At 71.3% G+C, this 25,635-nt stretch carries 26 protein-coding genes; 15 read left to right on the forward strand and 11 right to left on the reverse strand.

Annotated elements, in window-relative coordinates; all coding sequences use genetic code 11:
* Positions 1-97: 97 nt before the first annotated feature.
* The 3 genes from Aru02nite_RS19320 (at position 98) to Aru02nite_RS19330 (ending at position 2,652) form a co-directional block, all read left to right on the forward strand.
* Positions 98-535, forward strand: coding sequence for an NfeD family protein (locus tag Aru02nite_RS19320; protein WP_203659573.1), 438 nt, complete (start codon positions 98-100; stop codon positions 533-535).
* Positions 535-1,728 (forward strand): SPFH domain-containing protein, encoded by a 1,194-nt coding sequence (locus tag Aru02nite_RS19325; protein ID WP_203659575.1) that lies wholly within the window; start codon positions 535-537, stop codon positions 1,726-1,728. Before Aru02nite_RS19320 ends, Aru02nite_RS19325 begins: the two co-directional genes overlap by 1 nt.
* An 84-nt stretch (positions 1,729-1,812) precedes the next feature.
* On the forward strand, positions 1,813-2,652 hold the full coding sequence (locus tag Aru02nite_RS19330; protein WP_203659577.1) for a TrmH family RNA methyltransferase: 840 nt from the start codon (positions 1,813-1,815) through the stop codon (positions 2,650-2,652).
* Here the strand turns inward: Aru02nite_RS19330 and Aru02nite_RS19335 are convergent.
* Entirely contained in the window at positions 2,597-3,598 is a 1,002-nt protein-coding gene (locus Aru02nite_RS19335; protein WP_203659579.1) for an N-acetylglucosamine kinase, read from the reverse strand. The two genes, Aru02nite_RS19330 and Aru02nite_RS19335, sit on opposite strands and share 56 nt — an antisense overlap.
* Positions 3,599-3,832: 234 nt before the next feature.
* On the opposite strand from Aru02nite_RS19335, the gene Aru02nite_RS19340 reads away from it, so the two are divergent.
* The 4 genes from Aru02nite_RS19340 to Aru02nite_RS19355 are packed head-to-tail and all read left to right on the forward strand — an operon-like array spanning position 3,833 to position 7,934.
* The gene (locus Aru02nite_RS19340) at positions 3,833-4,585 is read left to right on the forward strand and encodes a sugar isomerase domain-containing protein (RefSeq protein WP_203659581.1); all 753 of its coding nucleotides are present in this window, start codon (positions 3,833-3,835) and stop codon (positions 4,583-4,585) included.
* A gap of 57 nt (positions 4,586-4,642) precedes the next feature.
* Positions 4,643-6,049 carry an N-acetylglucosamine/diacetylchitobiose ABC transporter substrate-binding protein gene (gene ngcE, locus Aru02nite_RS19345; RefSeq protein ID WP_239076805.1) on the forward strand — a complete coding sequence of 469 codons (1,407 nt, stop codon included), beginning with the start codon at positions 4,643-4,645 and terminating at the stop codon, positions 6,047-6,049.
* The gene (locus tag Aru02nite_RS19350; RefSeq protein ID WP_203659585.1) at positions 6,046-7,044 is read left to right on the forward strand and encodes a carbohydrate ABC transporter permease; all 999 of its coding nucleotides are present in this window, start codon (positions 6,046-6,048) and stop codon (positions 7,042-7,044) included. The genes ngcE and Aru02nite_RS19350 overlap by 4 nt, the downstream gene beginning before the upstream one ends.
* Positions 7,041-7,934, forward strand: a complete 894-nt coding sequence (locus tag Aru02nite_RS19355) for a carbohydrate ABC transporter permease (protein ID WP_203659587.1) — start codon at positions 7,041-7,043, stop codon at positions 7,932-7,934. The genes Aru02nite_RS19350 and Aru02nite_RS19355 overlap by 4 nt, the downstream gene beginning before the upstream one ends.
* Before the next feature lie 211 nt (positions 7,935-8,145).
* Here Aru02nite_RS19355 and Aru02nite_RS19360 read toward each other — a convergent pair whose 3' ends face one another.
* Positions 8,146-8,376 carry a hypothetical protein gene (locus Aru02nite_RS19360; RefSeq protein WP_203659589.1) on the reverse strand — a complete coding sequence of 77 codons (231 nt, stop codon included), beginning with the start codon at positions 8,374-8,376 and terminating at the stop codon, positions 8,146-8,148.
* Between the two features lie 288 nt (positions 8,377-8,664).
* Here Aru02nite_RS19360 and Aru02nite_RS19365 point away from each other — a divergent pair, with 288 nt between their 5' ends.
* Complete coding sequence (locus tag Aru02nite_RS19365) at positions 8,665-9,414, forward strand: hypothetical protein (RefSeq protein WP_203659591.1); 750 nt, start codon at positions 8,665-8,667, stop codon at positions 9,412-9,414.
* Positions 9,415-9,459: 45 nt separating this feature from the next.
* On the opposite strand, the gene crcB is transcribed toward Aru02nite_RS19365, so the two are convergent.
* The 4 genes from crcB to Aru02nite_RS19385 all read right to left on the reverse strand — a co-directional run bounded on the left by crcB (position 9,460) and on the right by Aru02nite_RS19385 (position 13,183).
* A complete protein-coding gene (gene crcB, locus Aru02nite_RS19370) occupies positions 9,460-9,828 on the reverse strand; it encodes a fluoride efflux transporter CrcB (RefSeq protein ID WP_203659593.1) in 369 nt (122 codons plus the stop codon).
* Entirely contained in the window at positions 9,825-10,337 is a 513-nt protein-coding gene (locus Aru02nite_RS19375) for a fluoride efflux transporter FluC (RefSeq protein WP_203659595.1), read from the reverse strand. Before Aru02nite_RS19375 ends, crcB begins: the two co-directional genes overlap by 4 nt.
* Positions 10,338-10,524: 187 nt before the next feature.
* Positions 10,525-11,748 carry a phosphoglycerate dehydrogenase gene (gene serA / locus Aru02nite_RS19380; protein ID WP_203659597.1) on the reverse strand — a complete coding sequence of 408 codons (1,224 nt, stop codon included), beginning with the start codon at positions 11,746-11,748 and terminating at the stop codon, positions 10,525-10,527.
* A gap of 151 nt (positions 11,749-11,899) precedes the next feature.
* Positions 11,900-13,183 carry an MDR family MFS transporter gene (locus Aru02nite_RS19385; RefSeq protein WP_203659599.1) on the reverse strand — a complete coding sequence of 428 codons (1,284 nt, stop codon included), beginning with the start codon at positions 13,181-13,183 and terminating at the stop codon, positions 11,900-11,902.
* 75 nt (positions 13,184-13,258) lie between these two features.
* On the opposite strand from Aru02nite_RS19385, the gene Aru02nite_RS19390 reads away from it, so the two are divergent.
* Entirely contained in the window at positions 13,259-14,242 is a 984-nt protein-coding gene (locus tag Aru02nite_RS19390; protein WP_203659601.1) for a DUF5937 family protein, read from the forward strand.
* 2 nt (positions 14,243-14,244) lie between these two features.
* Here Aru02nite_RS19390 and Aru02nite_RS19395 read toward each other — a convergent pair whose 3' ends face one another.
* Entirely contained in the window at positions 14,245-15,063 is an 819-nt protein-coding gene (locus Aru02nite_RS19395) for an SDR family NAD(P)-dependent oxidoreductase (RefSeq protein ID WP_203659603.1), read from the reverse strand.
* A gap of 75 nt (positions 15,064-15,138) precedes the next feature.
* On the opposite strand from Aru02nite_RS19395, the gene Aru02nite_RS19400 reads away from it, so the two are divergent.
* Positions 15,139-15,615, forward strand: a complete 477-nt coding sequence (locus tag Aru02nite_RS19400) for a MarR family winged helix-turn-helix transcriptional regulator (RefSeq protein ID WP_203659605.1) — start codon at positions 15,139-15,141, stop codon at positions 15,613-15,615.
* Positions 15,616-15,628: 13 nt separating this feature from the next.
* Here the strand turns inward: Aru02nite_RS19400 and Aru02nite_RS19405 are convergent, their stop codons facing one another.
* Entirely contained in the window at positions 15,629-16,411 is a 783-nt protein-coding gene (locus tag Aru02nite_RS19405) for a M50 family metallopeptidase (protein ID WP_203659607.1), read from the reverse strand.
* Between the two features lie 263 nt (positions 16,412-16,674).
* Here Aru02nite_RS19405 and Aru02nite_RS19410 point away from each other — a divergent pair, with 263 nt between their 5' ends.
* Positions 16,675-17,736 carry a phage baseplate protein gene (locus Aru02nite_RS19410; protein ID WP_203659609.1) on the forward strand — a complete coding sequence of 354 codons (1,062 nt, stop codon included), beginning with the start codon at positions 16,675-16,677 and terminating at the stop codon, positions 17,734-17,736.
* Here Aru02nite_RS19410 and Aru02nite_RS19415 read toward each other — a convergent pair.
* Positions 17,715-18,386, reverse strand: a complete 672-nt coding sequence (locus Aru02nite_RS19415) for an HAD family hydrolase (protein WP_203659611.1) — start codon at positions 18,384-18,386, stop codon at positions 17,715-17,717. The genes Aru02nite_RS19410 and Aru02nite_RS19415 overlap by 22 nt on opposite strands.
* 46 nt (positions 18,387-18,432) lie before the next feature.
* Between Aru02nite_RS19415 and Aru02nite_RS19420 the strand changes: the two genes are divergently transcribed.
* Positions 18,433-19,650 carry an amidohydrolase gene (locus tag Aru02nite_RS19420; RefSeq protein ID WP_203659613.1) on the forward strand — a complete coding sequence of 406 codons (1,218 nt, stop codon included), beginning with the start codon at positions 18,433-18,435 and terminating at the stop codon, positions 19,648-19,650.
* 341 nt (positions 19,651-19,991) lie between these two features.
* On the opposite strand, the gene Aru02nite_RS19425 is transcribed toward Aru02nite_RS19420, so the two are convergent.
* Positions 19,992-20,207: a hypothetical protein gene (locus Aru02nite_RS19425; RefSeq protein WP_203659615.1), complete on the reverse strand. Its 216-nt coding sequence runs from the start codon at positions 20,205-20,207 to the stop codon at positions 19,992-19,994.
* A gap of 137 nt (positions 20,208-20,344) precedes the next feature.
* Between Aru02nite_RS19425 and Aru02nite_RS19430 the strand changes: the two genes are divergently transcribed.
* Positions 20,345-21,124, forward strand: a complete 780-nt coding sequence (locus Aru02nite_RS19430; RefSeq protein WP_203659616.1) for an HAD-IIA family hydrolase — start codon at positions 20,345-20,347, stop codon at positions 21,122-21,124.
* A gap of 622 nt (positions 21,125-21,746) precedes the next feature.
* Positions 21,747-24,593 carry a penicillin acylase family protein gene (locus Aru02nite_RS19435; protein ID WP_203659618.1) on the forward strand — a complete coding sequence of 949 codons (2,847 nt, stop codon included), beginning with the start codon at positions 21,747-21,749 and terminating at the stop codon, positions 24,591-24,593.
* A gap of 43 nt (positions 24,594-24,636) precedes the next feature.
* Here Aru02nite_RS19435 and Aru02nite_RS19440 read toward each other — a convergent pair whose 3' ends face one another.
* A complete protein-coding gene (locus Aru02nite_RS19440; RefSeq protein WP_203659620.1) occupies positions 24,637-25,155 on the reverse strand; it encodes a hypothetical protein in 519 nt (172 codons plus the stop codon).
* Between the two features lie 86 nt (positions 25,156-25,241).
* Between Aru02nite_RS19440 and Aru02nite_RS19445 the strand changes: the two genes are divergently transcribed.
* The gene (locus Aru02nite_RS19445; protein WP_203659622.1) at positions 25,242-25,610 is read left to right on the forward strand and encodes a rhodanese-like domain-containing protein; all 369 of its coding nucleotides are present in this window, start codon (positions 25,242-25,244) and stop codon (positions 25,608-25,610) included.
* The last annotated feature ends 25 nt before the right edge of the window (positions 25,611-25,635 follow it).

Here is a 25,635-nt window from a genome sequence, read left to right on the forward strand (position 1 = left end):
CGGCGGCCGGACCGTACCACGTCGTCCCGGCGGTTCCCGGTCACGTCGCGGGTGCGGCGAGGTGTCATCGGGTGCCCGGGCATGTCACGATCGACGTGTGGCGGCGATCATATGGTTGGTCCTCGGCGTCGTCCTGGCGGTCGCCGAGGCGTTCTCGCTGAGCTTCGTGGCGATCATGGTGGCCGCGGGCGCGTTCGCGGCCGCGGGTGCGGCCGCGCTGGGTGCTCCCGTGCTGGTGCAGGGCGTCGTGTTCGCCGGGGTCACGGCGGCGGCGCTGTTCGCGGTGCGTCCGGTGATCCGGAAGTACCAGCGGGCGACGGGGCAGCCGGACGCCGAGCCGATGGGCATCGCGGCGTTGGAGGGCGCGGACGCGCTGGTGATCGAGTCGGTCGACGCGCACAACGGTCTGGTCCGGGTCTCGGGCGAGGAGTGGACCGCCCGTGCCTTCGACGCGACTCAGACGTTCGAACCTGGTGAGCGGGTCCAGATAATCAAGATCAAGGGCGCCACCGCCCTCGTATGGAGGATGCCGTAATGGAAGCGGTGCTCGGGGTACTCGTCGCGATCATCGTCCTGATCGTGCTGATAGTGCTGATCCGGTCCGTCCGGATCGTGCCGCAGCAGCAGGCGTACATCGTGGAGCGGCTCGGAAAGTACCTGAAGACGCTGCAGCCGGGGCTGAACATCCTCGCGCCCTTCATCGACCGGGTGCGTACCAAGGTGGACCTGCGCGAGCAGGTGGTCAGCTTCCCGCCCCAGCCGGTGATCACCTCCGACAACCTGGTCGTCTCGATCGACACGGTGCTCTACTTCCAGATCACCAACCCGGCCGCGGCGACGTACGAGATCGCGAACTTCCTGCAGGGCATCGAGCAGCTCACGGTCACCACGCTGCGGAACGTGATCGGTTCGATGGACCTGGAGAAGACGCTGACCAGCCGCGACGACATCAACCGCCAGCTGCGCGGGGTGCTCGACGAGGCGACCGGCAAGTGGGGCATCCGGGTCAACCGGGTGGAGATCAAGGCGATCGAGCCGCCGCCGTCGATCCGCGACTCGATGGAGAAGCAGATGCGGGCGGAGCGGGACCGGCGTGCCGCGATCCTCACCGCCGAGGGCCACAAGCAGTCGCAGATCCTGACCGCCGAGGGTGAGAAGCAGTCCGCGATCCTGCGGGCCCAGGGTGACCGGGAGTCCCGCGTACTCCAGGCCGAGGGCCAGGCGAAGGCCATCCGTCAGGTGGCCGACGCGATCCACCGGGCCAACCCGGACCAGAAGCTGCTGGCGTACCAGTACCTGCAGACGTTGCCGCAGATCGCGGCGGGCCAGTCGAACAAGGTCTGGATCGTGCCGGCCGAGCTGACCCGTGCCCTGGAGGGCCTGGGCGGCGCGTTCGGCAAGATCATGGGCGGCAACACCGGCGACGGCGAGGAGTACGTGCCGGACGAGGAGGTCGCGCAGTTCGCGCCGGCAGCCGAGGCGGAGGCGGAGAAGGCCGCGCAGGCCGCCGCGGACGCCGCGTCGGAGGCGTCGGCCGAGGTGAGCGGGCCGAACCAGGGCGTACCGCGGACCAACGAGCTGCCTGCCGGTGGCGTACCGGCGGACTCGGTGCTCGGTGTCCAGTCGGCGCCCGAGCCGGCCCCGGTCGAGGCGCCGGTGACGGGGCAGACGCCGCCGCCCGCCGGCGGGGTGTACCGGTCGCAGCAGCCGCCGAACGGCCAGCAGTAGCAACGGATCCCCGCGGGGAGCGCGCCACCGGGTGGTGCGCTCCCCGCGGCGTGTCCACCACGCCGCGCGCGGCGCGTCCGTACGGTGCGGTTGAATCGTCGGGTGTCGCATGTTCACCAGGCGCCGGGCGCCGTCCCGATCGACGACCCCGCCGACCCGCGGCTGGCCGACTACCGCGAACTGACGGACGTCGCGCTGCGCGTCCGGTACGAGCCGCCGCACGGGTTGTTCATCGCGGAGGGCGAGCTGGTGCTGCGTCGTGCGCTGCGCGCCGGGTACCGTCCCCGGTCGATCCTGGTCGAGACCAAGCGGTACGAGCAGGTCGCGGACCTCGCCGCGGACGCCCCGGTGTACACGGCGGGTCCGGACGTGCTGACCGCGGTGACGGGCTTCCACGTACACCGGGGGATCCTGGCGTCGTTCCACCGGCGTCCGCTGCCGTCCGCGGCGGAGGTGCTGGCCGCGGCGCGCCGGGTACTGATCCTGGAGGACGTCAACAACCACACGAACGTCGGCGCCGTGTTCCGCGGCGCGGCGGGCCTCGGCATGGACGCGGTACTGCTGTCGCCGTCCTGCGCGGATCCGCTCTACCGGCGCAGCGTGCGCGTCAGCATGGGTGAGGTCTTCGCCGTCCCGTACGCGCGGCTCGACCCGTGGCCGGACGCGCTGGATCTGGTTCGTACCAAGGGATTCACGGTGCTGGCGTTGACGCCCGCGCCGGACGCGGTGCCCATCCAGGAGCTGACCGACGGGCAGCGGCGTCGCCCGGCGCTGCTGTTCGGCGCGGAGGGGCCCGGCCTCTCCGGTACGGCGCAGCGCCGCAGCGACGTCCGGGTACGGATCCCGATGCGCGGCGGTGTGGACTCGCTCAACGTGGCGGCGTCGGCGGCGGTGGCGTGCTGGGAGCTGTGTCGTACCGACTGACGATGCTTCGGTGCAGTACCAACGGATCCGGCGTGTCGGGCAGCGCGGTCGCGGCGAGCCACGCGGCGCCGGCCGCCCCGTGCCCCGCGCTCAGCACCGCCACCCCGCCGAGAAGTACGGGAAGGTCGGTGCGGACCGCGTCGCCGATCGGCGTACCGGGGGCGACGACACTGCCGGACAGCACCACCGGCCCACCCGCGTACGCCCCGGCCACGAGCGCGCACAGGTGCCCGGCGGCCCGCGTGACGATGTCCGCGGCGACCGCGTCGCCGGCCGTGGCGGCCTCGCTGACCAGCGGCGCCAGCCGGGCCAGCCGTACCGGGTGGGCGTGGTCGACGGCGGCGATCACGCGCTCGGTGTCCGTACCCGGGTGGGCCGGGTCGATGGCTAGGTGCGCGGCGACCAGCTCGGTGAGCACGCCGGGCGGGCGTACGCCGTCGGTGACGGCGAGGAGCGCGCGGACCGCCTCGCGACCGAGCCAGTACCCGGCGCCGTCGTCGCCGAGCAGCCAGCCGTACCCGCCGGCGGCGCGCGCGGTGCGGTGCGCGGCGATGCGGGCGGCGGACGCTCCCGTACCGGCGATGAGGACGGCGCCGTCGGGGTCGGCGGTGCCCGCCGCGTACGCCACGTCGGTGTCGCCGACGACGCGCATCGGGCAGCGCAGCCCGGTGTCGCGCCAGGCCCGGTCGAACGTCTCCGCGACCGCCGGTACGGCCAGGCTGTTGCCGCCGGCGAGACCGACGACGCCGAGTCGTACCGTCGCGGGGTCGTGGTCGCCGAGGGCTTCGCGCACGGAACTGCGCAACGCGTCGGCCGCCTGCTCGGGCGGATGCGCGAACGGGTTGCCGGGGCCGGCGCGTCCGCTGCCGAGGATCGTGCCGGACGTCGTCGCGAGGACGGCCCTGGTGGCCGTGCCGCCCATGTCGAGACCCAGGACCGCCTGCATCGCCTCTCCCGGATGTCGGCGACGCGCCGAACGCGCCGAGTACGACGATCGTGCACGGTACGCGCAGTCTCTGACAACGGTTGATCGAAAAGCGTTACGTTCGCGCACTTGACATCATGGTTCGATAGATAAGAATCTTCAAAGTCTCGGCGGAAGCCCCGCCGGGAAGCGCCGGATCGCCTAACCTCCCGTTGGCATGCACGGTGGTCGCGAACCAGGTAGGGGAGGAACCACATGACGGTGGACGGTGCGGCCTACGTGGCCGCTGTCCGCGAGGCGCAGGACCGGGTCATCGCCACTCAGAACGAGGGCGTGCAACGGGCCGCGGATCTGATCGTGGAAAGCCTGCGCGCGGGCGGTGTGATCCAGGCGTTCGGCAGTGGGCATTCCGAGGCATTGGCGATGGAGATCGCCGGCCGGGCGGGCGGACTCGTGCCCACGAACAAGATCGCGTTACGCGACGTGGTCGTGTTCGGTGGCGAATCCCCGGACGTACTGTTCGACCACTTCCTGGAACGGGATCCGGCCATCGCGCACCGGATTCTCGACCTGGCGCCGATCGACCCCACCGACATCTTCGTGATCGCGTCGAGTTCCGGGATCAACGGTTCCACCGTGGAACTCGCCCGTACGGTCAAGGAACGCGGGCACAAGCTGATCGCGATCACCTCGTTGGACCACACGGCCAGGGCCGAACCGCGGCACCCTTCGGGGCAGCGGTTGTCGGACGTGGCCGACGTGGTGCTCGACAACTGCGCACCGTTCGGCGATGCCGTCCTGCCGCTGCCCGACGGCGGTTCGGTCGGTGCGGTCTCGTCGATCACCGCGGCATTGCTGGCGCAACTGATCGTTGCCGAAGTGGTATGCCGAATGATCCAGGCCGGCGAGCAACCGCCGGTGTACCTTTCCGCCAACGTCCCCGGCGGGGACGAGCACAACCGAATCCTTGAGGAGCGGTACGCCGGACGGATCCGACGCACCGCCTGACCAGCGAAGGCGAGGACCACCATGAGTCCCGTTTCCGACGGAAGGCCGCACGACACCATGGATGAGAACGCCAGGCCCGTGACTCGTCGGCGCCTGCTTCAGGGTTCGCTGGCCGCCGTCGCTGTCGCGCCATTGGGCGCCACACTCGCCGGTTGCGCCACGGGGGGCGGTTCGAACACCGCCAAGACCGGTAAGAAGTCGTCGACCAATCCGTTTGGTCTGGCGAAAGGCTCCGCGATCGACGCGGTGATCTTCAACGGCGGTTACGGGTACGACTACGTCACCTTCGCCGCCAAGGAAGTGGACAAGAAGTTCTCCACGAACTCGAAGGTCTCCCCGTCGACGAAGATCGCGCAGCAGTTGCAGCCGCGGTTCGTCGGTGGCAACCCGCCGGACCTGATCGACAACTCCGGCGCCAACGCGATCGGCTTCAGTACGATTCTGAAGAGCCTCTCCACGCTGGACGACGTCTTCGAAGCGAACAACTACGAAGGCACCAAGATCGCCGACACGGTGTACCCGCACGTCAAGGACCCGGGCACGTTCGACGGCAAGTTCGTCGCGATGAACTACGCGATGACGGTCTACGGCGTGTGGTACTCGGGCTCGCTGTTCGAGTCGAACGGCTGGACCCCGCCGAAGACGTGGGACGAGGCGATCGCGCTCGGCGCGCAGGCGAAGAAGAAGGGCAAGTACCTCTTCGTCTGGGGCAAGGAGGCCGCGACCTACTACCAGACGCTCGCGATGGACTCGGCGATCAAGGAGGGCGGCCCCGAGGTCCGCCTGGCGCTGGAGAACCTGAAGCCGAAGTGCTGGTCGGACCCGAACATCCAGAAGGTGTTCAAGGCCCTGGAGACCTGTGTCAGTAAGGGCTACTTCGTACCGGGCGGCGCGGGCACGCAGTTCACCGCGGCGCAGGCGAAGTGGAGCAACGACCAGCAGGCCCTGCTGTACCCGTCGGGTGGCTGGATCGAGAACGAGATGAAGAAGGCCACCAAGTCCGGGTTCCAGATGAAGGGCATCCCGGAGTTCACGATCACCAGCAGCTCGCAGATGCCGTACGAGACGATCCGCAGCGCGGCCGGTGAGCCGTACGTGGTGCCGAGTACGGGCAAGAACCCGGCCGGCGGCAAGGAGATCATGCGGGCGATGCTGTCGAAGGAGGCGGCGACGAACTTCAGCAAGACGCGCCTCGCCCCGACCATCGTCAAGGGCCTGGTCCCGGCGGACGGCTTCGGCTCGACCGCGCTCCAGTCGCAGACCCAGATGCTCGACAAGGCCGGCTCGAACGTCTTCAACTACCAGTTCGTGGACTTCTACGGGATCAACCCCGACATGCTGGTGCCGTGGAACTCGTTCCTGTCCGGCAAGATCGACGCGGCCGGCCTGACGTCCGCGCTGCAGAAGATCACCGACAAGATCGCGAACGACAGCTCGATCAAGAAGAACAAGGTCACTTCGTGAGTTCGTCCGCTTCGACCACCTCGACCGGCCGGCCCGCGCGGCCGGCCGGCCGGGGGCGCCGCAAGCGACTCACCTTCGACCGGGTGAGCTTCTTCGCGGTGTTCCTCGGCGTCCCGTTGGTCATCTTCCTGGTCTTCGTCGTGTCGCCGTTCGTCCAGGCGATCTACTACTCGCTGACCGACTGGAACGGGTTCAGCGCGACGATGAACTTCGTCGGGGCCGGCAACTTCGTGAAGCTGTTCCAGGACGACACGTTCCTGCTTTCGTTGCGCAACAGCGTGATCCTCGGTCTCGTCGTACCGTTCGTGACGATCGTGCTGGCACTCGCGCTCGCCTGCGTGGTCACGATCGGCGGCAGCGGCACCGGTGCCGTCCGGGGCCTGCGCAGGTCCAGCCTCTACCGCGTCGTGTCCTTCTTCCCGTACGCGGTGCCCGCCGTGGTCATCGGCATCATCTGGGCGCAGATCTACGACCCGAGCCGCGGCATCCTGAACGCGGTGCTCACCAGCCTCGGGTTCCAGCGCGCCGAGAACTACCCGTGGCTCGGCGACTCGCGTACCGCGATGGCGGCGACGATCTTCGTGATCGTGTGGAGCTTCGTCGGGTTCTACATGGTGCTGTTCATCGCCGGCATCCGCGGCATCGACCCGGAGATCTTCGAGTCGGCCCGGCTCGACGGCGCCAGCCGGGTGCGTACCGCGTGGTCGCTGGTCGTCCCGCTGATCCGGGACAACGTGCAGACTGCGTACATCTACCTCGGCATCGCGTCGCTCGACTCGTTCGTCTACATGGCGGCGATGAACCCGGACGGCGGCCCGCAGAACTCGACCCTGGTGATGTCGCAGGACCTCTACATCACGGCATTCACCAAGGGCCAGTTCGGGTACGCCACGTCCATGGGCGTGATGCTCGCCGTCGTGACGCTGGTGTTCGCCGCGCTGGTGTTCATCATCAACGGCGTCACCGGTGGACGCGACAAGGAGGGGCGGCGATGACCCAGACCGCTGTCACCGAACCGACCGGTACGCCACCGTCGGCGGGCGTCAAGCACAGGGGCGTGGGGGACCGGTCGCTGACGTTCGACGTGATCGCGCACGTGCTGCTGATCCTGTGGTCGCTGCTGGTCGTGCTCCCGCTGTTGTGGGTGTTCGTCTCGTCGTTCAAGACGACCCAGGAAGTGCTCGGCAGCCCGCTGACCCTGCCGCACCACCTGAACCTGAACAACTACGCCACCGCCTGGAACGACTCCGGCGTCGGCCCGGCGTTCATCAACAGCGTCATCGTCGTCGGCTTCTCGCTGGTGATCGTGATGGTGCTGGGCGCGATGTGCTCGTACGTGCTGGCCCGGTTCCGGTTCTTCGGCAACCGCTTCATCTACTACCTGATGCTCGCCGGCCTGACGTTCCCGGTGTTCCTCGCGATCGTGCCGCTGTTCTCCATCCTCAAGAACTTCGGCCTGCTGAACACCCTCGCCGGCCTGGTCGTCACGTACGTGGCGTTCGCGTTGCCGTTCACGGTGTTCTTCCTGCACGCCTTCTTCAAGCGCCTCCCGTACGACGTGTACGAGGCGGCGCAGGTGGACGGCGCCGGCGAGTGGCGCACGTTCTTCCAGGTGATGCTGCCGATGGCGCGGCCCGGACTGGCCTCGGTGGCGATCTTCAACTTCCTCGGCCTGTGGAACCAGTTCCTGCTGCCGACGGTGCTCAAGCCGGACAACTCGGTGCTGACCCAGGCGATGGCCCAGTTCCAGTCCCAGGCCGGGTACGCGGTCGACTTCGGCGCGCTGTTCGCCGCCGTCGTCATCACCGTCGCTCCGGTACTCGTCGTCTACATCATCTTCCAGCGGCAACTGCGGGGCTCCGTGGTCGCCGGTGCGGTGAAGTAGCCGGGATCCGCCCGGGTCGCCCCGCGCGGCCCGGGCGCACCGTCACCTGGTGCCGGGCGTGCCTGCGCGGCACGGGTCGCCGGGATGTCGTGCCGTGGCACGCGTTGCCGGGATGCGGTGTGGTGGCACGAAAAGACCACCGGCGCTCCGGGCGTACCCCGGGCGCCGGTGGCGGTGCGGGCGCTCCACCCGTGCGTACGGCCGACGCCGCTCAGCGCACGGTACCGGTGGCGTCCAGGTACTCGCTGATCCGGCCGAGCAGTTGCTCCGCCTCCGCGACCAGCTCGCCGTCCGGCCCACCGGCCCGGACCACCCGCTCGCGCAGCGCGAACGAGTCGCGCCGCAACTGCGCGGAACAGGAGTGTTCGGCCCCGCAGGGCAGAAGTTCCATCGCATCGGTGACTTGGTGCAGGACCGTGCGCAGGTCAGGCGACGTCGTCATCATCGCTTACCCCTAGTGTCTGTGCGTTACACGATCAGTATGCAGGTCGGCCAGTCGACACGCGGTGGTTCCCCGAATTCACGACCGCCGATCCACCCGCCGGTACGGCAAGCAGATGATCACGCTCCGTCGACCGTGATCAGTGGCATGGATGGGGGAGAGCCATGCTGGTCACCTGCACCTATCGTGGTGGTCAGCGCGGCCGATCAAGGTCGCGGAGAGACAGGTCAGGCAATCGGGCCCGCGTGGTCCGCAGCCCACACCGGGCCCAGTCAAGGGGGAAGCGGAATGAGCGACAGCGACGTCTGGATCGACGCGGACGGTGACGGCCACGCCGACGACGTCACGGCGCACCACGATGCCAACGGCACCGTCGAGTACACCGCGGACACCGACGGAGACGGCAAGGTCGACTTCGTCGGGTACGACACGAACGGCGACGGCCTCGTCGACTACGCCGACTACGACACCAACCACGACGGCCACTTCGACGAGCGCATGGTCGACGAGAACGGCGACGGCTACCTGGACGACCAGCAGTCCGGCGCCGACTTCGGCCACGACGACGCGTACGTCGGCGGCGGTGGCGGCGGTGGCGGGCACGACGCCGCGGGCAGCGCGGACACCAACCCGAACCACGGCGCGGGCGACGACCCGAGCGGCAACGGTGGCCACGACTCCGGTTCGGGCCAGGGCGGCGACTCGTCCAGCGCGGGTGGCGGGTCGGGCGCTCCGTCGGTGCCGAACCTGGGCGGCGGCGTTCCCAGTGGGGACGGCGGCCACGACGGCGGCGGCGACACCAGCCACGCGGGCGGCGACGGCAGCGACTCGTCCAGCGCGGGTGGCGCGTCCGGTTCCGGCGGTGGCAGCGGCTCGGCCGCCGGGGACCAGCCGGGCAGCCAGGGCAACAGCCAGGACTCCGGCTCCGGCTCCGGCCAGGGCAGCCACGACACGGGTTCCGGCTCGGGTTCGGGCCAGGGCGGCGACTACTCGGAGAGCTTCGGCGCCGTCAACGACGCCCCGTCGTACGGCAACTGAGCGGCGCACGCGATGCCGGGTCCTCCGGGGCCCGGCATCGTCGTGTCAGGACCAGATCGCGGTGGCCGTGACGAGCCCGGCGTACGCGGCGCCCAGCCCACCGGCGACGCTGGCCAGCACGTTCAGGACGGCGAGGCCGCGCGCTCGGGTGGTCAGCAGCCGGAGCGTCTCGTACGAGAAGGTCGAGTAGGTGGTGAGCGCGCCGCACAGGCCGGTGCCGAGCAGCGCGGTGACCGGGCCGGGCGTGGCGTGCGCGCCACCGACGAGCGCACCCAGCAGGTACGAGCCGATCAGGTTGACGGTGAACGTGCCCCACGGGAAGGCCGAATCGTGCCGGGCCTGCACAGTACGGTCCAGCAGGTACCGGAGCGGGGCGCCGACGGCCGCACCGAGTACGACGAGCAGGACGGTCATCGGACCGCCACCCGACGCGTCGCGACGACCCCCACGTACGCGGCGGCCAGCGCGCAGCACAGCGTGCCCGCCAGGTACAGGAGGGCGGTGCGGGCGGCGCCCGCGGCGACGAGCTGCTGGGTGTCGACGATCGACGTGGAGAACGTGGTGAACCCGCCGAGCACGCCGACCCCGAGGAACGGCCGGACCAGCGGGTGCGCGGTCAGCCGCTCGGTGATCAGCACCATCAGTACCGCGAGCAGGAACGACCCGGCCACGTTGATGCCGAACGTCACCCACGGGAACCCGCCGGGCGGGTGCGGGAACGCCACCGACAGGCCGTAGCGCGCGAGGCCGCCGAGCGCGCCGCCGGCGGCGATGGTGCCGAGCAGCCGTACCGGCGTGTGCGTCAGCTCGTCGCGCTGCGCCGGTACGTGCAGATCGACGTCGGGATCGGTGGGTTGGGGCGGCGCGACCGGCGGCGCCCCGGTATGTGCGCGTTCGCCGGACTCCGTGTCGTGTGCGGGCATGACGCTCCTACCAGCGTGATTCGCGTGGCAGGGACCGTTGGCGGTCGTCGCGGTTCTCCGCCGGAGCGGACGGCGGGCCCCACCGCCGATGATCCACAAGGCTACCGGCGCATCCCGCGTACTGGAACGGGCCGGTGCGGAACCTCACGGTACGACCGGGCGGACCCGGCCGTACCGTGCGGGTGGGTCAGGACAGGACGCGCAGTCGTACCGTTTCCGGCATGGCGGCGAGTCCGGCGAGGACGGCGTCGGTGTCGCCGCTGCCGATGTCGGTGATCACGTAGCCGACCTCGTTGCGGGTGCCGAGCAGCTGGCCCTCGACGTTGACGTGCGACTCGCCGAGCAACCCGTTGATCTTCGCCAGTACGCCGGGGACGTTGCGGTGCACGTGCACCAGCCGCCGCGCGCCGGGCCGGGAGCCGAGGTCGAGCTGCGGCAGGTTCACGCTCATCGAGGTCGCGCCGTCGTCGATGAAGTCGCGGAACTTGCCGGCCACGAACTGGCCGATGTCCTGCTGCGCCTCCTCGGTCGAGCCGCCGATGTGCGGGGTGAGGATGACGTTCGGCAGGCCCTGCAGGTCCGAGGTGAACGCGTCGCCCCGGCCCTTCGGCTCGCTCGGGAACACGTCCACCGCGGCGCCGGCCAGGTGCCCGGACGTGATGTTGTCCCGCAGCGCCTTGTGGTCCACCACGAACCCGCGGGACAGGTTCAGGAACAGGCTGCCCGGCCGCATCCGCGCGAACTCGTCCGCGCCGAACATGCCGCTGTTGCCGGGGCGGCCGTCCACGTGCAGCGTGACCACGTCGACCTCGCTGAGCAGCTCGTCCAGCGAACCGCAGCGGCGCGCGTTGCCGAGCGCGAGCTTGTCGGCCGTGTCGAAGAAGTACACGCTCATGCCGAGGTTCTCGGCGAGTACGGAGAGCTGGGTGCCGATGTTGCCGTACCCGACGATGCCGAGGCGCCGGCCGCGGACCTCGTGGGCGCCGGCCGCGGACTTGTCCCAGACACCGGCGTGCAGGCTGGCGTTCTTCTCGGTGAGCCGGCGGGTCAGCGCGATGATCTCGGCCAGCGCGATCTCGACCACGCTGCGGGTGTTGGAGAACGGCGCGTTGAACACCGCGACACCGCGCCGGGCGGCGGCCGCCACGTCGATCTGGTTGGTACCGATGCAGAAGGCGCCGACGGCGAGCAGCTCCGGCGCGGCGGCCAGTACCTCGTCGGTGACCTGGGTCTTGGATCGGATGCCGAGCAGGTGCACGTCGCTCAGCCGGGCGGCGAGCTCGTCGGCGTCCAGCGCGCGGCCCAGGCTTTCCACCTGGTAACCGGACTTCTCCAGGACGCTCTGCGCGTCCGGATGGATGCCTTCGAGAAGCAGGGCGCGGACGGGTCGGGTGGAACTGTCGGCGACCACGGGAATCCTTTCGGTGCACCGTGCGGGTAGCGGAGTCTTCCAGACTAGAGACCCCCGCCCGGTGACCGGTGCCTCCGGGTGGCCGATACCACGATGCAGGCGCCCGATCGGGCGCGGAACCACCCGATCGGGACGTCCCGTACCGCTCCGGTCAGCCCATCGCGGCGGCGAGCGCGACGGCGCGCCGCCGGGCCACCCGGCCGGAGAGTACGACCGCGCAGACGCCGCTGACCAGGCCGATCGCCAGGCAGCCGGTCCACACCGCGCCGGGGCCGAGCGTGCCGTACACGGTGGTGCCGAGGGTGGGACCGAGCAGGGAGGCGGCCGACCAGCCCCACCCGAACAGCGCCTGGTACCTGCCGCGCGCGTCGGCCGGTGCCAGGTCGGCGACCAGCGCCGCGGTGAACCCGGCCGTACCGACCTCGCCGACGGTCCACACCACCACCGTCGCCGCGTACTGCCAGGCGGAGTGCGCGAGGCCGGTGAGTGCCATGCCGGCGCCGACCAGCGCCCACGACACGGCCAGTACCCGCATCCGGTCGAACCGGGCGAGCCAGGTCGTGAGCAGCGGCTGGAGTACGACGATGAGGATGCCGTTGAGCGCGGCGGTCGTGCCGTACACGGCGGCGGACAGGCCGTGGTCGCGGATCGCCAGCGGGATCGCCACCTGCGCCTGGTTGTAGACCGTCGCGTAGGCCAGGGTCAGCAGGACGAGGGCGACCAGCAGCGGATCGCGCAGCGCGGTCCGGTAGCCGGCCTGCGGCCCGTCGCTCGCCGGCGCCGACGGCGTCACCGGGTCGCGGCGGATGCCGACCGCGATGATCACCGCGAACGCCAGGCCCGAGCCGGCGTCGACCGCGAACAGCAGCCAGTACCCGTGCTCGGCGAGGAAACCGGCGAGCACGCTCGCCACCGCGAAGCCCAGGTTGACCGCCCAGAACATCAACCCGTACGCCTTGGCCCGCGCGGTGAACGGCACCACGTCGGCGACGAGCGCGGACGCCGCCGGCCGGTACAGCTCGCTGACCAGTCCGAGCGCGGCCGCCGCCACGATCATCAGCGGTACGGTGTGCGCCGCGCCGAGCGCGACCAGCGTGAGGCTCGTCGCGACCAGCCCGGTGAGCAGCGTGAACCGGCGCCCCACCCGGTCGGCGAGCAGCCCGCCCACCGGCTGGCTCACCAGCGAACCGACGCCGCGCGCGAGCAGTACGAGGCCGATCTGGCCGGCAGACAGGCCGCGCGCGCCGAGGTACAGGACGAGGAACGCGGCGACCATGCCGCCGATCCGGTTGACGAGCTGCCCGCCGAACAGGATCCAGAACGTACGGGGAAGGCCGCCGAGGTGGGCGGACGCGCCGGCGCGGACGAGGCCGGACACGCCGCCGCGGCGCTGAGTGGGGACGGTGGGGCGGGAGGTGGTGGGCGTGCGAGTCACGGCGGTAACTGTCGTACGACGGAGGCGCCCCTTTCCAGAGATTTAGACTGAGCTGAATCCCGTGATCGGAGCACCGTGCTGGAGCTGGCGTTTTCGACCGAGGACGTACTGCACATCCGGTTCGCGTTCTCGTCGCTGTGGGAGGCCGTGGTCAGCGTCCGCGCGCTCCGGCACCCCGCCGACCGGGCGCTGCACCTGCCCTGGGTACGTCGCGCCCGCGCCGCGCTCGCCGACGCCGGCACCGACCTCGGACCGCTGCTCGACCTGGTCCTCGCGCCCACGCACTACATCCCCGACTTCCTCACCCCGCCACCCACCACCCCGGTCCCGGACCTCGCCGCGGAACTGGCCGCGATGCGCGCCACCACCGCCGACCAGGTACGCGCCGACCTGGTACGGCTCGGGCCGGCGGCGGGGCCGTTCGCCGGGCGGCTCGCCGACGACCCGGCGTCCGGGCTCGCCGAACTCGCCGACGTGCTCCGCGAGTACTGGGAGGTGGCGCTGGCGCCGGACTGGCCGCGGATCCGCGGACTGCTGGAGGGCGAGGTCGCGTACCGGGCGCGCCGGCTCGCCGAGGGCGGCGCGTACCTGCTGTTCGGTGACCTGCACGAGCGCGTCAGCTGGTCCGGCGACACCCTGTACGTGCGGCACCAGCACTGGCACCGGTCCCGCGCGCTGGACGGCCGTGGCCTGGTACTCGTCCCGTCCGTGTTCGCGTGGCCGTGGGTGTACACGATCAGCGAGCCGCCGTGGCAACCGACGCTGCTCTACCCGCCGCGCGGGGTGGCGACCGTGTGGGAGGCGGGACGCGCGTCCGGCCCGGCGGCCCTCGCCGCGGTACTCGGCCGGGCGCGCGCCGCCCTGCTCGCCGAACTCGAGGCGCCCGCCTCCACGACCGAACTGGCCCGGCGTACCGGGTTGACCGCGGGCGGGGTGTCGCAGCAGCTCACCGCGTTGCGCGGGGCCGGACTGGTGGTCGCGCACCGGGCCGGGCGCGTCGTCCTGTACGCCCGCACCGCGGTGGCCGACGCCCTCCTCACCGCGTCCACCGGCCGCTGAGGTCAGTGCGGCGCGGCGGCCAGCTCCGGGCTGGCGCTGTCGCCGACCACCCGACCCGTCAGGTACCGCGCGAGGCCGAGGGTGGCGCGCACCGGCAACAGCCGGCCGTACCCCAGCGCGGCGTTGACGATGCCCGGGGTCACCGTGTGCCGCCCCCGCTCGTACGCCCGCAGCGCGGTCCGCACCACCTGCGGCGCGCTCCGGAACTGCCCCGCGTACGGCGGCGGGGTGCCGAGCCGGTCCGCGAACCCGGTGCGCACCGGCCCCGGGCACACCGCCGTCACCCGCACCCCGCTCCCGCGGTACTCCGCCCACAGCGCGCGGCTGAACGACAGCACGAACGCCTTGGCCGCGCCGTACACGGCCATGTAGGGGGTGGGTTGGAAGCCGGCGATGGACGCGACGTTGAGCACGCCGCCGCGCCCCCGCGCCGCCATGTCCGGCAGGAACGCCCGGGTCAGCTCCACGAGCGCGGTCACGTCCAACGTGATCTCGGTACGGCTGCGGCCGACGGGAATCTCGCCGAACCGGCCGGCGCTGCCGAACCCGGCGTTGTTGACGAGCAGGTCGACGCGCATCCCGCGCCGGGCGACCTCCTCGTACACGGTGTCGGCGGCGTCGGGGCCGGTGAGGTCCGCGGCCACCACCTCCGCCCGTACGCCGTGGTCGGTGTGCAGGCGTGCGGCGAGCGCGGCGAGGGTCTCGGCGGAGCGGGCGACCAGGACGACGTCGGCGCCGCGGGCGGCCAGTTCCTCGGCGAACGCCGCGCCGATGCCCCCGGACGCGCCCGTGACCAGTGCGGTACTGCCTCGGTAGTCCATCAGATCTCCAAATCGTCAGCGGCACTGACGATCAGTCTAGCGACAGCCCGGGGCGACGGGAAATAGAGTGGTGACATGTCGAACAGCACGCCGGCGAACGCCGACGCCGAACTGCTCGGCCGCACCGGATTCCGCCTGGTCGAACTGGGCAAGGCGGCCCTCGCCGTCGCCGACGCGGCCCTCGCCGAACACGGGCTCACCGGGCGGCACCTGCGCGCGCTCACCCTCGCCGCGTCCGGCGTGCCGTCCCAGCAGGGCATGGCCGAGCGCTCCGGCATCGACCGCACCACCATCGTCGCCGTACTCGACGACCTCGAACGCCTCGGCCACGTACGCCGCCGCCGCGACCCCGCCGACCGCCGCCGCCACCTCGTCGAGATCACCGACGACGGCCGCGCCGTACTGCGCACGGCGTCCCGCGCACTCGACCGCGCCGAGAAGGACCTCTTCGCCGACCTGTCCGCCACCGAACGCCGCCACCTCGACCACGCGGTCGAGCAGGTCCTCCGCCGCGTACGCGACCGGCCCGGGCTGCCGCCCGCCGACTGCTGACGTACGCCCCGCGTCAGCTCGTCAGGTCGCCGAACGTGGGCAGGTCCGGCACCAGCCAGTAGCCGCCGACCAGCAGGCAGCCCACCGCCACCAGACCGAACACCGTCACCCACGCGAGCCCCGGCACACCCGTCAACCGGTGCAACTGGTCCGCGTCCGAATCCGGCGCCTGCCGCCGCGACCGCTTCAACTGCAGCTCGTACACCGGGCGGATGCCGCCGAACAACAGGAACCACGTGATCAGGTACGCCACCGCGGCCTGCACCGTCGCCGAGGTGAACCACGAGACCAGGAACAACAGCACGCCGGTCGCCACCACCGACACCACGCCGTACGCGTTCCGGATCATGACGAGCATCGCGGCGAGCAACAACAGCCCGATCCACAACAACGCCGTCAGATGGTTCACCGTCAACAACGCCGCGCAACCCAGGCCGAGCAGCGACGGCGTCACGTACCCGGCGAGGCCCGTGAACACCATCCCCGGGCCGGTGCGCTTGCCGACCGACACCGTCACCCCGGACGTGTCCGAATGCAGCCGGATGCCCGTCAACCGGCGGCCCGACAGCAACGCCACCAGCGCGTGCCCGCCCTCGTGCGCGATCGTCACGACATTGCGCGCCACCCGCCACACCGGCCCGAACAGCACCACGACCAGCGCCGCGACGGCCGTGACCAGTACCAGGGTCAGCGGTGGGGTGGGCTGGGTGCCGATGACCTGCTGCCAGACCTGGCCGATCGTCGAGCCGTGCACGATGTGCCCTCCTGGGTCGGGGGTGACATGTGATGGTGCCATGCGGATCCCAGTACGGGCTGTGGCCGTCCGGTGGGGTCACCGGGGGTGCGGGTACGGGTGCTCGGAGTTGATCTTCGCCCGATTGTTCAACTGTGCACTTGTTCAACAATGCGACAAGTGAACAATCCGCGGCACCGCCGATTCGCGCGAACTTCTCGTCATCAGCCGCGAAAACAACGCACCGATCCCGTTGCGTTCGTCGGCACTCGGGGCCATGCTGGTCGGGCCGCACATCCGGTACGGCACGGGACGAGGAGGTCGGGATGGGGCAGTCGGGTGGGGTGAGCCGGCGCGGGCTGCTGGTGGCGGGTGGTGTGGCGCTGGCCGGCGCGGGTGCGTTGGCGGCGGGTGCGCTGGCGTCCGCGGCGGAGCCGCCCACGTCCGCCTCCGGTACGACGGGGCTGCCGCCGTCGCCGCGGTTCGCGCTGGGTGCGGAGCCGAGGGAGTTGTGGCGACGCAAGCCGTTGCACAACAACACGGTGTTGCAGTCGCTGGCGTTCGACAACGTGCACGGGCACATCTACACGGTGCAGCTCGTACAGGGTGGGTTGCAGTTGCCGGGGGAGTCGGCGCCGGTGAGCGGTGCGCAGCGGGACCTGCGGGGTGATCTGGCGCTGACGAAGCTGGACCTGGCGGGCAACGAGCTGGGCCACATGTACCTGACGGGGTTCGGGCACGGTGTGCAGATCGGGGTGCAGCCGGCGGCGCACGGGGCGTACCTGTGGACGGAGACGAAGGCGGTCGCGGACGACGGCGTGCACGGCTGGGGGAGCGTGCTGGGCCGGTTCGCGTTTGTGGACGGGGCGGTGCTGACGCCGGACACGCCGGGGCTGACGCAGGTCGCGCCGGTGCCGGGGGCGGACCGGACCACGGCGACGATCGACCCGGCGTACGGGACGCTCACGATGCGGCACCGGGTCGACGGCCACTTCCGCTACGCGATGTACCGGCTGGAGCAGTTGGCGCACGGGGTGGTGCAGCCGATCGCGGAGGTGGCGCAGCCGGACGTGCTGGCCACCGACTTCCAGGGGTACGCGACGTACGGGCGGTACCTGTACCTGATCGAGGGCAACGCGTACGGGCACGTGGGGTCGACGCCGCCGACCGGTAACACGGTGATCACCCGGGTGCGGTGGAGCGACGGCGTGGTGGAGGACCGGCAGCCGTGCACGGCGGCGGCGGATCTGGCGTTCCGGGAGCCGGAGGGGATGGCGATCCAGCTGGTCGGCGGGCGGCCGCGGCTGGCGTTCGGGTTCGCGGAGACGATCTCGGCGACCGACAGCCACAAGATCGCCGTGGTCTGCTACCTCGACCAGCTGGCCTGAACCTCGTCGAGTACGCCCGGCAGTTCCGCCAACCCGCCGATCCGGTACGCGGCGCGGGAGAGTACGGCGGGGTCCGGCGGGAAGTGCGGGTTCGGCGCGGCGATCACCGTCGTACCGGCGGCGAGTGCGGCGCGGAGACCGTTCGTGGAGTCCTCGATCGCGGCGCACGACCCGGCCGGTACGGCGATGCGTTCGGCGGCGGTCAGGTACACGGCGGGGTCGGGTTTGCCGGCCCCGACCTGCTCCGACGACACCGCGGCGGCGACCACGCCGGCGAGCCCGGTGCCGGACAGGAACGCGTCGACGAGTACCGGGGGCGAGGAGGTCGCGATGGCCACGGGCGTACGCCGGGCGGCGTCGCGTACCGCGTCGACGGCGCCGGGCAGCAGCGGCGGGCCGTCGGCGTACCGGTCGGCCATCCGGTCGACGACCGTCCGCGCCGCCTCCGCCGGCGCCAGGCGTACGCCGAGGGCGGTGACGAGGTAGTCGGCCCACTCGGGCGTCGACATGCCGAGCATCGCGGTGGTCGCCTCGTCCGTCCAGGCCCCGCCGTACTCGGCGACCACGCCGCGGCGGGTCTCGTCCCACCACCGTTCGGAGTCCACGAGTACGCCGTCGAGGTCGAAGATGATCCCGTGCCGTGCGTCCATGCCGCACACCCTGCCAGCCGACGTACCGCGGGGCAGGATGGACGGCATGACTGACCAACTGGTGATCACCGGCGGCCGCGTGGTGCCGGTGCTGGGCGACCCGATCGAGAACGGCACGGTCGTGGTGACCGACGGCCGCATCACGGCGGTCGGACCCGCCGCGGACGTGCCCGTACCCGACGGGGCGACCACCGTCGACGCCGCCGGCGGCTGGGTACTGCCGGGCTTCGTGGAGGCGCACGCGCACGTCGGCATCGGCGAGGAGGGCATCGGCTGGGAGGGCCGGGACTACAACGAGACGACCGACCCGAACGGCGCCCGGCTGCGCGCCGCGGACGGCATCAACCCGGCCGACATCGGCTTCGCCGACGCGCTCTCCGGCGGCATCACCACCGTCGTCGTCAAACCCGGCTCCGCCAACCCGATCGGCGGCCAGACCGTCGCGGTCAAGACGTGGGGCCGCACCGTCGACGAGATGATCGTGCGCGACCCGGCGAGCGTCAAGAGCGCCCTCGGCGAGAACCCCAAGCGGGTGTACTCCGAGCAGAAGAAGCTGCCGTCCACCCGGCTCGGGGTCGCCGCGGTCATCCGTGACGCGTTCCTGCGCGCGCAGGACTACCGGTACGGGCGGGACTACGCGGCGGCCGAGGGCAAGCCGTTCACCCGCGACGCCACGTACGAGATCCTGGTCCGGGTACTCGACCGTGAGGTGCCGTGGTGCCAGCACACGCACCGCGCCGACGACATCGCCACCGCCATCCGGCTGTCCGAGGAGTTCGGGTACCGGCTGGTCGTCAACCACGGCACCGAGGGACATCTGATCGCGGACCTGTTGGCGGACAAGGAGATCCCGGTCGTCATCGGGCCGCTGTTCACCAGCCGCTCGAAGGTCGAGGTGAAGGAACGGTCGCTGCGCAACCCGGGCATCCTCGCCCGCGCCGGCGTCGAGATCGCGCTCACCACCGACCACCCCGTCGTACCGATCGAGTTCCTCGTGTACCAGGCGGCGCTGTCGGTCAAGGAGGGGCTGGACCCGGACGTGGCGCTCCGCTCCATCACCACGAACCCGGCGCGGATGCTCGCGCTCGACGACCGGGTCGGCGCGCTCGCCCCCGGCCTCGACGGCGACGTCGTCATCTGGTCCGGCGACCCCCTCGACGTACGCAACCGCGCGCTGCGCGTGTTCGTCGCCGGCCGCGACGTGTACCGGTTCGACGAGAGTTCCGGGGTCGGTGTCGTCGCCGACCCGTACCACCGCGGCTGACCCCCGCGTACGACACGGGCCCGGCCATCCGGTGGCCGGGCCCGTGGCCCTTCCATGGGGGTGTTCCGTGGGCCGACTGCCTTCGCTTTCGCCTGCGGCGCAACCGAATCCGCCGCCGGACGAAACGGGCCCGTGCCGCCGGGCCGTGTCGCCGACCCTGACGGTGGCGCCGTCGATCACGGCGCGGGTCGTACGCCGGAGACCTGGCCGGCTGGTGCGCCGGCTCGGGCCCGGCCAGTGTGCCGGGTCAGGGCCGAGCGGTGTGCCGGCTCAAGCCTGGGCGTTGTGCCGGCCCAAGCCTGGGCGGTGTGTCGGGTCGGGCCCGGCCGCGGGCCGGTTGATCAGGCGGACTCGGGGGCGGCGGCCGGTACCTCGGGGTAGATCTCGACGACCCACTGCTCGGTGATGACCGTCGGGTCCTCCTCGTCGGCCGCCGTCTCGTTGTGCAGCGCCACACCGAACCCGAGGGTGGCCGCGGCCTGCACCGCCTCCAACGCCTCCTCGGGGTTGCCGAACCACATCTTCTGGATCAGCTCCAGGTCGGTCGTCACGCTCACGCGGATCCTCCAAGCTCAAGGGGCGGTGTGCCGCCGACATGCTCGCACACGGCCGCCCGGGGCCGGCCGTACCCGTGGCACCGGCGTGTCCCGCCACCGGCGGGCCGGCGGACACGTACATGCGGGAGCATGGAGACATGACCACGCGCAGGCCGGCCGACTGCTGGCTCACCGACATGGACGGCGTCCTCATCCACGAGGGGTCGCCCGTCCCGGGGGCACAGGACTTCATCGCCCGGCTCCGGGACTCCGGCAAGCGGTACCTCGTGCTCACCAACAACTCGATGCAGACGCCGCGCGACCTCCAGGCCCGCCTCGACCGCATGGGCATCGCCGTACCCGAAGAGGCGATCTTCACGTCCGCGCTCGCCACCGCGCAGTTCCTCGACGACCAGCGCCCCGGCGGCTCCGCGTACGTGATCGGCGAAGCCGGCATGACCACCGCCCTGTACGAGGTCGGGTACGTGCTCAGCGACCACGACCCCGACTACGTGGTACTGGGCGAAACCCGGACGTACAGCTTCGAGGCCATCACCAAGGCGATCCGGCTCGTCTCCGACGGCGCCCGCTTCATCGCCACCAACCCCGACCCGACCGGCCCCTCCAACGAAGGCGCCCTGCCCGCCACCGGCTCCGTCGCCGCGCTCATCTCCAAGGCCACCGGCGTCGAACCGTACTTCGTCGGCAAGCCCAACCCGATGATGATGCGGTCCGCGCTCAACACCGTGCAGGCCCACTCCGAGTCCACCATCATGATCGGCGACCGGATGGACACCGACGTGCTCTGCGGCATGGAAGCCGGCCTCGAAACCGTCCTCGTACTCTCCGGCATCACGCGCAAGGACGAGATCGACCGCTTCCCGTACCGGCCGTCGCGGGTCGTCGACTCGATCGCGGACCTCGTCGCCGACGTGTGACGGGTGGTGGTGCCGCGCCGGTGTCTTCGTGGTACGACGGGTTGGGCGGCTGCGATCGGCGGCGCCGGGCGTTGGCGCGGTGGTTCGAGACGGCGGTGGATGCGCCGCGGTGGGGCGCGCGGGTACGTCGCGGGCGCGCCCGGGGGCGTGCGGTACGGGTGCGCGGGCGCGGCGGGTGGTGCCAGCGATCGACAGCGGTCTGGTGCGTGCGGCCCGGAGTCGAGACGGCGGTGGCCGCGGTGAGGCGCGGCTGGGTGGTCGTGAGTGCGGTCGGGCGGTCACCGATGTGGGCTGCGGCGCGGTCCGGGTTGGAGACGGCGTGGCCGCGGTGGGGCGTGGGTAGGCGGTTCGGGAGTGCGGTCGGGGCGGTCGCCGATGGGGGCGGCTGCGCGGGCGCCGTGCGGGCGGCGACGGTAGCGGTACGACCGATTATTGTTCAATTGTTCAACTGTCTCATTGTTGAACAATGCGACAGTTGAACAATATACGGCCGCGCGGCGTCCGGGAATTCCGGTATCGAGGATTTGTCTGGTTCGGGGCGGGGCGCCATCATCATCGGATCCGAGAAAATTTCGCGACCTGTCGTTCCGGGTGAGCGGCAGCCCACGAATGGGGATCGCGCATGTCTCGTGGCCGAACGCGCCTGTCCCGCGGCCGTACCGGACCGATCCTGTTGGTCGCGCTCGGCTGCGTGGCCGCGCTGCTGACGGCGGGGCCGGCGAGTGCCGGCGCGCCGCGCGCGGTGACGGACTACTGCCAGGGGCACTGCAACGACGTCCTGCCGCCGGGGGAGAACGGAAACGCCACGCTGGCGGACATCCTGGCGAACCGTACGCTCGGAACGCGGCCGGCGCACACGGCGGACCAGTTGGGGAAGTACGGGGATCTGGCGACGGGGTACCGGGAGCTGACGGACGACACGATCGGGCGGTACTTCAACGATTCGTCGTTGGGTGTGCCGGCGGACCAGGTGGCGAGCAGCATCTCGCCGCGGTCGGACGTGACGATCGTGCGGGACAGGGCGACGGGCGTGCCGCACGTGTACGGGACGACGCGGTCGGGGACGGAGTTCGGCGCGGGGTACGCGGCGGGCCAGGACCGGTTGTGGTTGATGGATCTGTTCCGGCACGTGGGGCGCGGTGAGTTGACGGGGTTCGCGGGTGGCGCGCCGGCGAACCGCGCGTTGGAGCAGGCGTTCTGGCGGCAGGCGCCGTACTCGGAGCAGGATCTGCAGGACCAGGTGGACCGGGTGGCGGCGTCGGGTTCCCGTGGGGCGCAGGCGTACCAGGACGTGAAGTCCTATGTGGACGGTGTGAACGCGTACATCGACGCGGTGTACCCGGCGCGGACGTTTCCGGGGGAGTACGACCTGACGGGGCACGTGGATCCGGTCACGAACGCGGGCGGGATCGACCATTTCCGGCCGACGGACCTGGTCGCGATCGCGTCGGTGATCGGCGCGCTGTTCGGTGCCGGCGGTGGCGGTGAGGTGGGCAACGCGCTGGTGAAGCAGGCGTTCGACGCGAAGTACGGGGTGGCCGAGGGCGACCGGTTGTGGCAGGCGTTCCGGGAGCAGAACGATCCGGAGGCGGTCCTGACCGTCCACGATGGACACACGTTCCCGTACGGCGGGGCCGGTGCGGACGCGCCGAGCGTGGCGATGCCGGACCCGGGATCCGTGACGCCGCAACCGATCGTGGTCGATCCGACGGGTTCGGCGGGGTCGTCGGCGACCGCGGCGCGGAAGTCGGTACCCGGTCGGCTCGGCGCCGCGGCCGGCATGTTCAACCACGGCGTACTCCCGGCCGACCTGCTGGATTCCCCGAAGCGCGGCATGTCCAACGCGTTGGTGGTCTCGGCCGCGCACTCGGCCGGCGGCCACCCGGTCGCCGTCTTCGGCCCGCAGACCGGGTACTACGCGCCGCAGCTGCTGATGCTGGAGGAGTTGGAGGGGCCGGGGATCAGCGCGCGGGGCGCGGCGTTCGCCGGGCTGAGCTTCTACGTACAGCTGGGCCGCGGCGCCGACTACTCGTGGAGCGCGACGTCGGCCGGCCAGGACATCACCGACACGTACGCGGTGCCGTTGTGCAACGCGGACGGGTCGGCGCCGACGAAGGATTCGCTGTCGTACGAGTACCACGGGTCGTGTCTGCCGATGCAGAAGCTGGAGCGCGACGACGCGTGGACGCCGACGCTGGCGGACCAGACGCCGGCCGGGTCGTACAAGCTGGTGATGTACCGGACGAAGTACGGGCTGGTGCAGTCGCGGGCGACGGTGGGCGGGAAACCGGTGGTGTTCACGAGTCTGCGGTCGAGCTACCTGCGCGAGGTGGACTCGATCGTCGGCTTCCAGGAGTTCAACGACCCGGACGCGATCCGTTCGGCGAGCGACTTCCAGCACGCGGCGGCCGACGTGAACTACACGTTCAACTGGTTCTACGTGGACTCCAGGGACACCGCGTACTTCAACTCCGGTGACAACCCGGTACGGCCGGCGGACGTGGACTTCGACCTGCCGGTGAAGGCGCAGCAGCGGTACGAGTGGCAGGGGTGGAACCCGGACGACAACTCGGCGACGTACACGCCGTTCGCGGCGCATCCGCAGTCGGTGAACCAGGACTACTACGTGAGCTGGAACAACAAGCAGGCGCTGGACTACGGTACCGCCGGTCCGGGCGACGGCCCGGTGCACCGGGTGAACCTGCTGGACGACCGGGTCCGCACGCTCGTCCACAGTGGACAGCCGGTGACCCGGGCCGACCTGACGAGGGCGATGGCCGACGCGGCGAACACCGACCTGCGCGGCGAGGACGTACTTCCGTTGGCGCTCAAGGTGATCGGCTCGGCGCCGGTCACCGATCCGGACCTGGCGAAGGTGGTGAACGCGCTGAAGTCGTGGCAGGCGGCCGGATCGCACCGGCTGCCCGCGAAGGCCGGCGACAAGTCCTATGTGGACGCCGACACCATCCGGGTACTCGACGCCTGGTGGCCGCTGCTGGTGCACGCCGAGTTCGCGCCCGGCATGGGCGACGACCTCTACCAGGCACAGACGGGTACGTTGCAGCTCAACGACTCCCCGTCCGGCGGGCAGAACGGCGGCACCGGCGGCGGCGACGTGAACGAGTCCCAGTCGCACAAGGGATCCTCGTTCCAGTACGGCTGGTGGAGCTACAGCTCCAAGGACCTGCGTACGGTGCTGGGCGAGCCGGTGTCGGCGCCGCTCGGCCGCGCGTACTGCGGGGGCGGCGAGCTGTCCGCCTGCCGTACGGCGCTGCTGGACAGCCTCCGGCAGGCGGCGGCCGAACCGGCCGACCAGGTGTACCCGGGCGACGCGGACTGCGACGCGGGGGACCAGTGGTGCGCCGACTCGATCGTGCAGCACCCGCTGGGCGGCATCACCGACCCGACGATCGGCTGGCAGAACCGCCCCACGTTCCAGCAGGTCGTGCAGTACCAGGCGCACCGCTGACGGCGCGCGCCCGGCGGGTGCACCCCTCGCCACCCGCCGGGCGTCACGCCGTCGCGGTCCCCGGCACCGTCCCGGTACGGCCGGCGAGCACCCGGATGTGCCGGTACGCCAACAGGAGTGGCACGATCCCGACCACGCCGAACGAGCAGTCGACGGCGCGCCAGTACAACGGGATGCCGCGCAGCGGGCCGGCGATCAGCGCCAGCGGGACGACGGCGACGCAGGCGATCATGCCGAACCGGACGACCCACTCGTTGCGTACCGGGTCGCGCAGCGGGCCGTAGAAGGCGACCGCGATGACCAGGTGCGCGAACGCCAACCAGTCCGTCCCGTACGCCAGGTACGGGTAGCGGTGGCCGGCGTCGGCCAGCCCGTCCGCGACACGTTCCAGGAAGGCGACCGGCTCGGGCAGCCAGCGCGCCGCGTCGATGCCGTGCAGCACCTCGACCAGCAACCGGGACTCGGACACCAGCGGGAACGCGGTGACCCCGCTGACGACCAGCCCGATCACGAACAGCACCAACCACATCCGCACCCGGCGTACCCGGGTCCGATCCGTCATGACCAGGAGTATGCCGGCGCGGTGTGGAGATTCCGTGCGCACGATGTGTGGGTTGCCGGCGACCCGGCGGGCGGTAGCGTCGGGGGATGAGCGTGGGCAGCGCCGAGGAGGTCGACGTGGCGGTCGCGGTCGCCGCGTGGGCCGCCGGCGACACCGTCCTCGACGTACGCACCCCGGAGGAGTACGCGCTGGGGCACGTGACCGGCGCGCTCAACGTACCGCTGGGGCGGCTCGCGGTGGCGGCGCGCGACCTGCCCGCCGGGCAACTGATCACGGTGTGTACCAGCGGCGGACGGTCCTGGCGCGCGGCGCATTTGCTGGCCCGCCAGGGACGTACGGCGCTGTCGGTGCGCGGCGGCACGAAGGCGTGGCGCGCCGCCGGGCACCCGGTCACGACCGGCCCGACCCCGGGTACGCGGCGCCGCTCCGGCCTGCTCCGCCGCCTCTTCGGCTGACCGCGGCACCCGGGGACCTCGTCCA

Origin of the sequence: Actinocatenispora rupis, assembly GCF_016861975.1 — a bacterium.
GTDB lineage: Bacteria > Actinomycetota > Actinomycetes > Mycobacteriales > Micromonosporaceae > Actinocatenispora > Actinocatenispora rupis.

Coding starts and splice junctions, on each gene's coding strand:
- Aru02nite_RS19325 (WP_203659575.1), top strand. CDS start 535: ATGGAAGCGGTGCTCGGGGTACTCGTCGCGATCATCGTCCTGATCGTG.
- Aru02nite_RS19335 (WP_203659579.1), bottom strand. CDS start 3,598: ATGCAGGCGGTCCTGGGTCTCGACATGGGCGGCACGGCCACCAGGGCC.
- Aru02nite_RS19340 (WP_203659581.1), top strand. CDS start 3,833: ATGACGGTGGACGGTGCGGCCTACGTGGCCGCTGTCCGCGAGGCGCAG.
- ngcE (WP_239076805.1), top strand. CDS start 4,643: ATGGATGAGAACGCCAGGCCCGTGACTCGTCGGCGCCTGCTTCAGGGT.
- Aru02nite_RS19355 (WP_203659587.1), top strand. CDS start 7,041: ATGACCCAGACCGCTGTCACCGAACCGACCGGTACGCCACCGTCGGCG.
- Aru02nite_RS19360 (WP_203659589.1), bottom strand. CDS start 8,376: ATGACGACGTCGCCTGACCTGCGCACGGTCCTGCACCAAGTCACCGAT.
- Aru02nite_RS19365 (WP_203659591.1), top strand. CDS start 8,665: ATGAGCGACAGCGACGTCTGGATCGACGCGGACGGTGACGGCCACGCC.
- crcB (WP_203659593.1), bottom strand. CDS start 9,828: ATGACCGTCCTGCTCGTCGTACTCGGTGCGGCCGTCGGCGCCCCGCTC.
- Aru02nite_RS19375 (WP_203659595.1), bottom strand. CDS start 10,337: ATGCCCGCACACGACACGGAGTCCGGCGAACGCGCACATACCGGGGCG.
- Aru02nite_RS19395 (WP_203659603.1), bottom strand. CDS start 15,063: ATGGACTACCGAGGCAGTACCGCACTGGTCACGGGCGCGTCCGGGGGC.
- Aru02nite_RS19400 (WP_203659605.1), top strand. CDS start 15,139: ATGTCGAACAGCACGCCGGCGAACGCCGACGCCGAACTGCTCGGCCGC.
- Aru02nite_RS19405 (WP_203659607.1), bottom strand. CDS start 16,411: ATGGCACCATCACATGTCACCCCCGACCCAGGAGGGCACATCGTGCAC.
- Aru02nite_RS19410 (WP_203659609.1), top strand. CDS start 16,675: ATGGGGCAGTCGGGTGGGGTGAGCCGGCGCGGGCTGCTGGTGGCGGGT.
- Aru02nite_RS19415 (WP_203659611.1), bottom strand. CDS start 18,386: ATGGACGCACGGCACGGGATCATCTTCGACCTCGACGGCGTACTCGTG.
- Aru02nite_RS19420 (WP_203659613.1), top strand. CDS start 18,433: ATGACTGACCAACTGGTGATCACCGGCGGCCGCGTGGTGCCGGTGCTG.
- Aru02nite_RS19430 (WP_203659616.1), top strand. CDS start 20,345: ATGACCACGCGCAGGCCGGCCGACTGCTGGCTCACCGACATGGACGGC.
- Aru02nite_RS19435 (WP_203659618.1), top strand. CDS start 21,747: ATGTCTCGTGGCCGAACGCGCCTGTCCCGCGGCCGTACCGGACCGATC.
- Aru02nite_RS19440 (WP_203659620.1), bottom strand. CDS start 25,155: ATGACGGATCGGACCCGGGTACGCCGGGTGCGGATGTGGTTGGTGCTG.
- Aru02nite_RS19445 (WP_203659622.1), top strand. CDS start 25,242: ATGAGCGTGGGCAGCGCCGAGGAGGTCGACGTGGCGGTCGCGGTCGCC.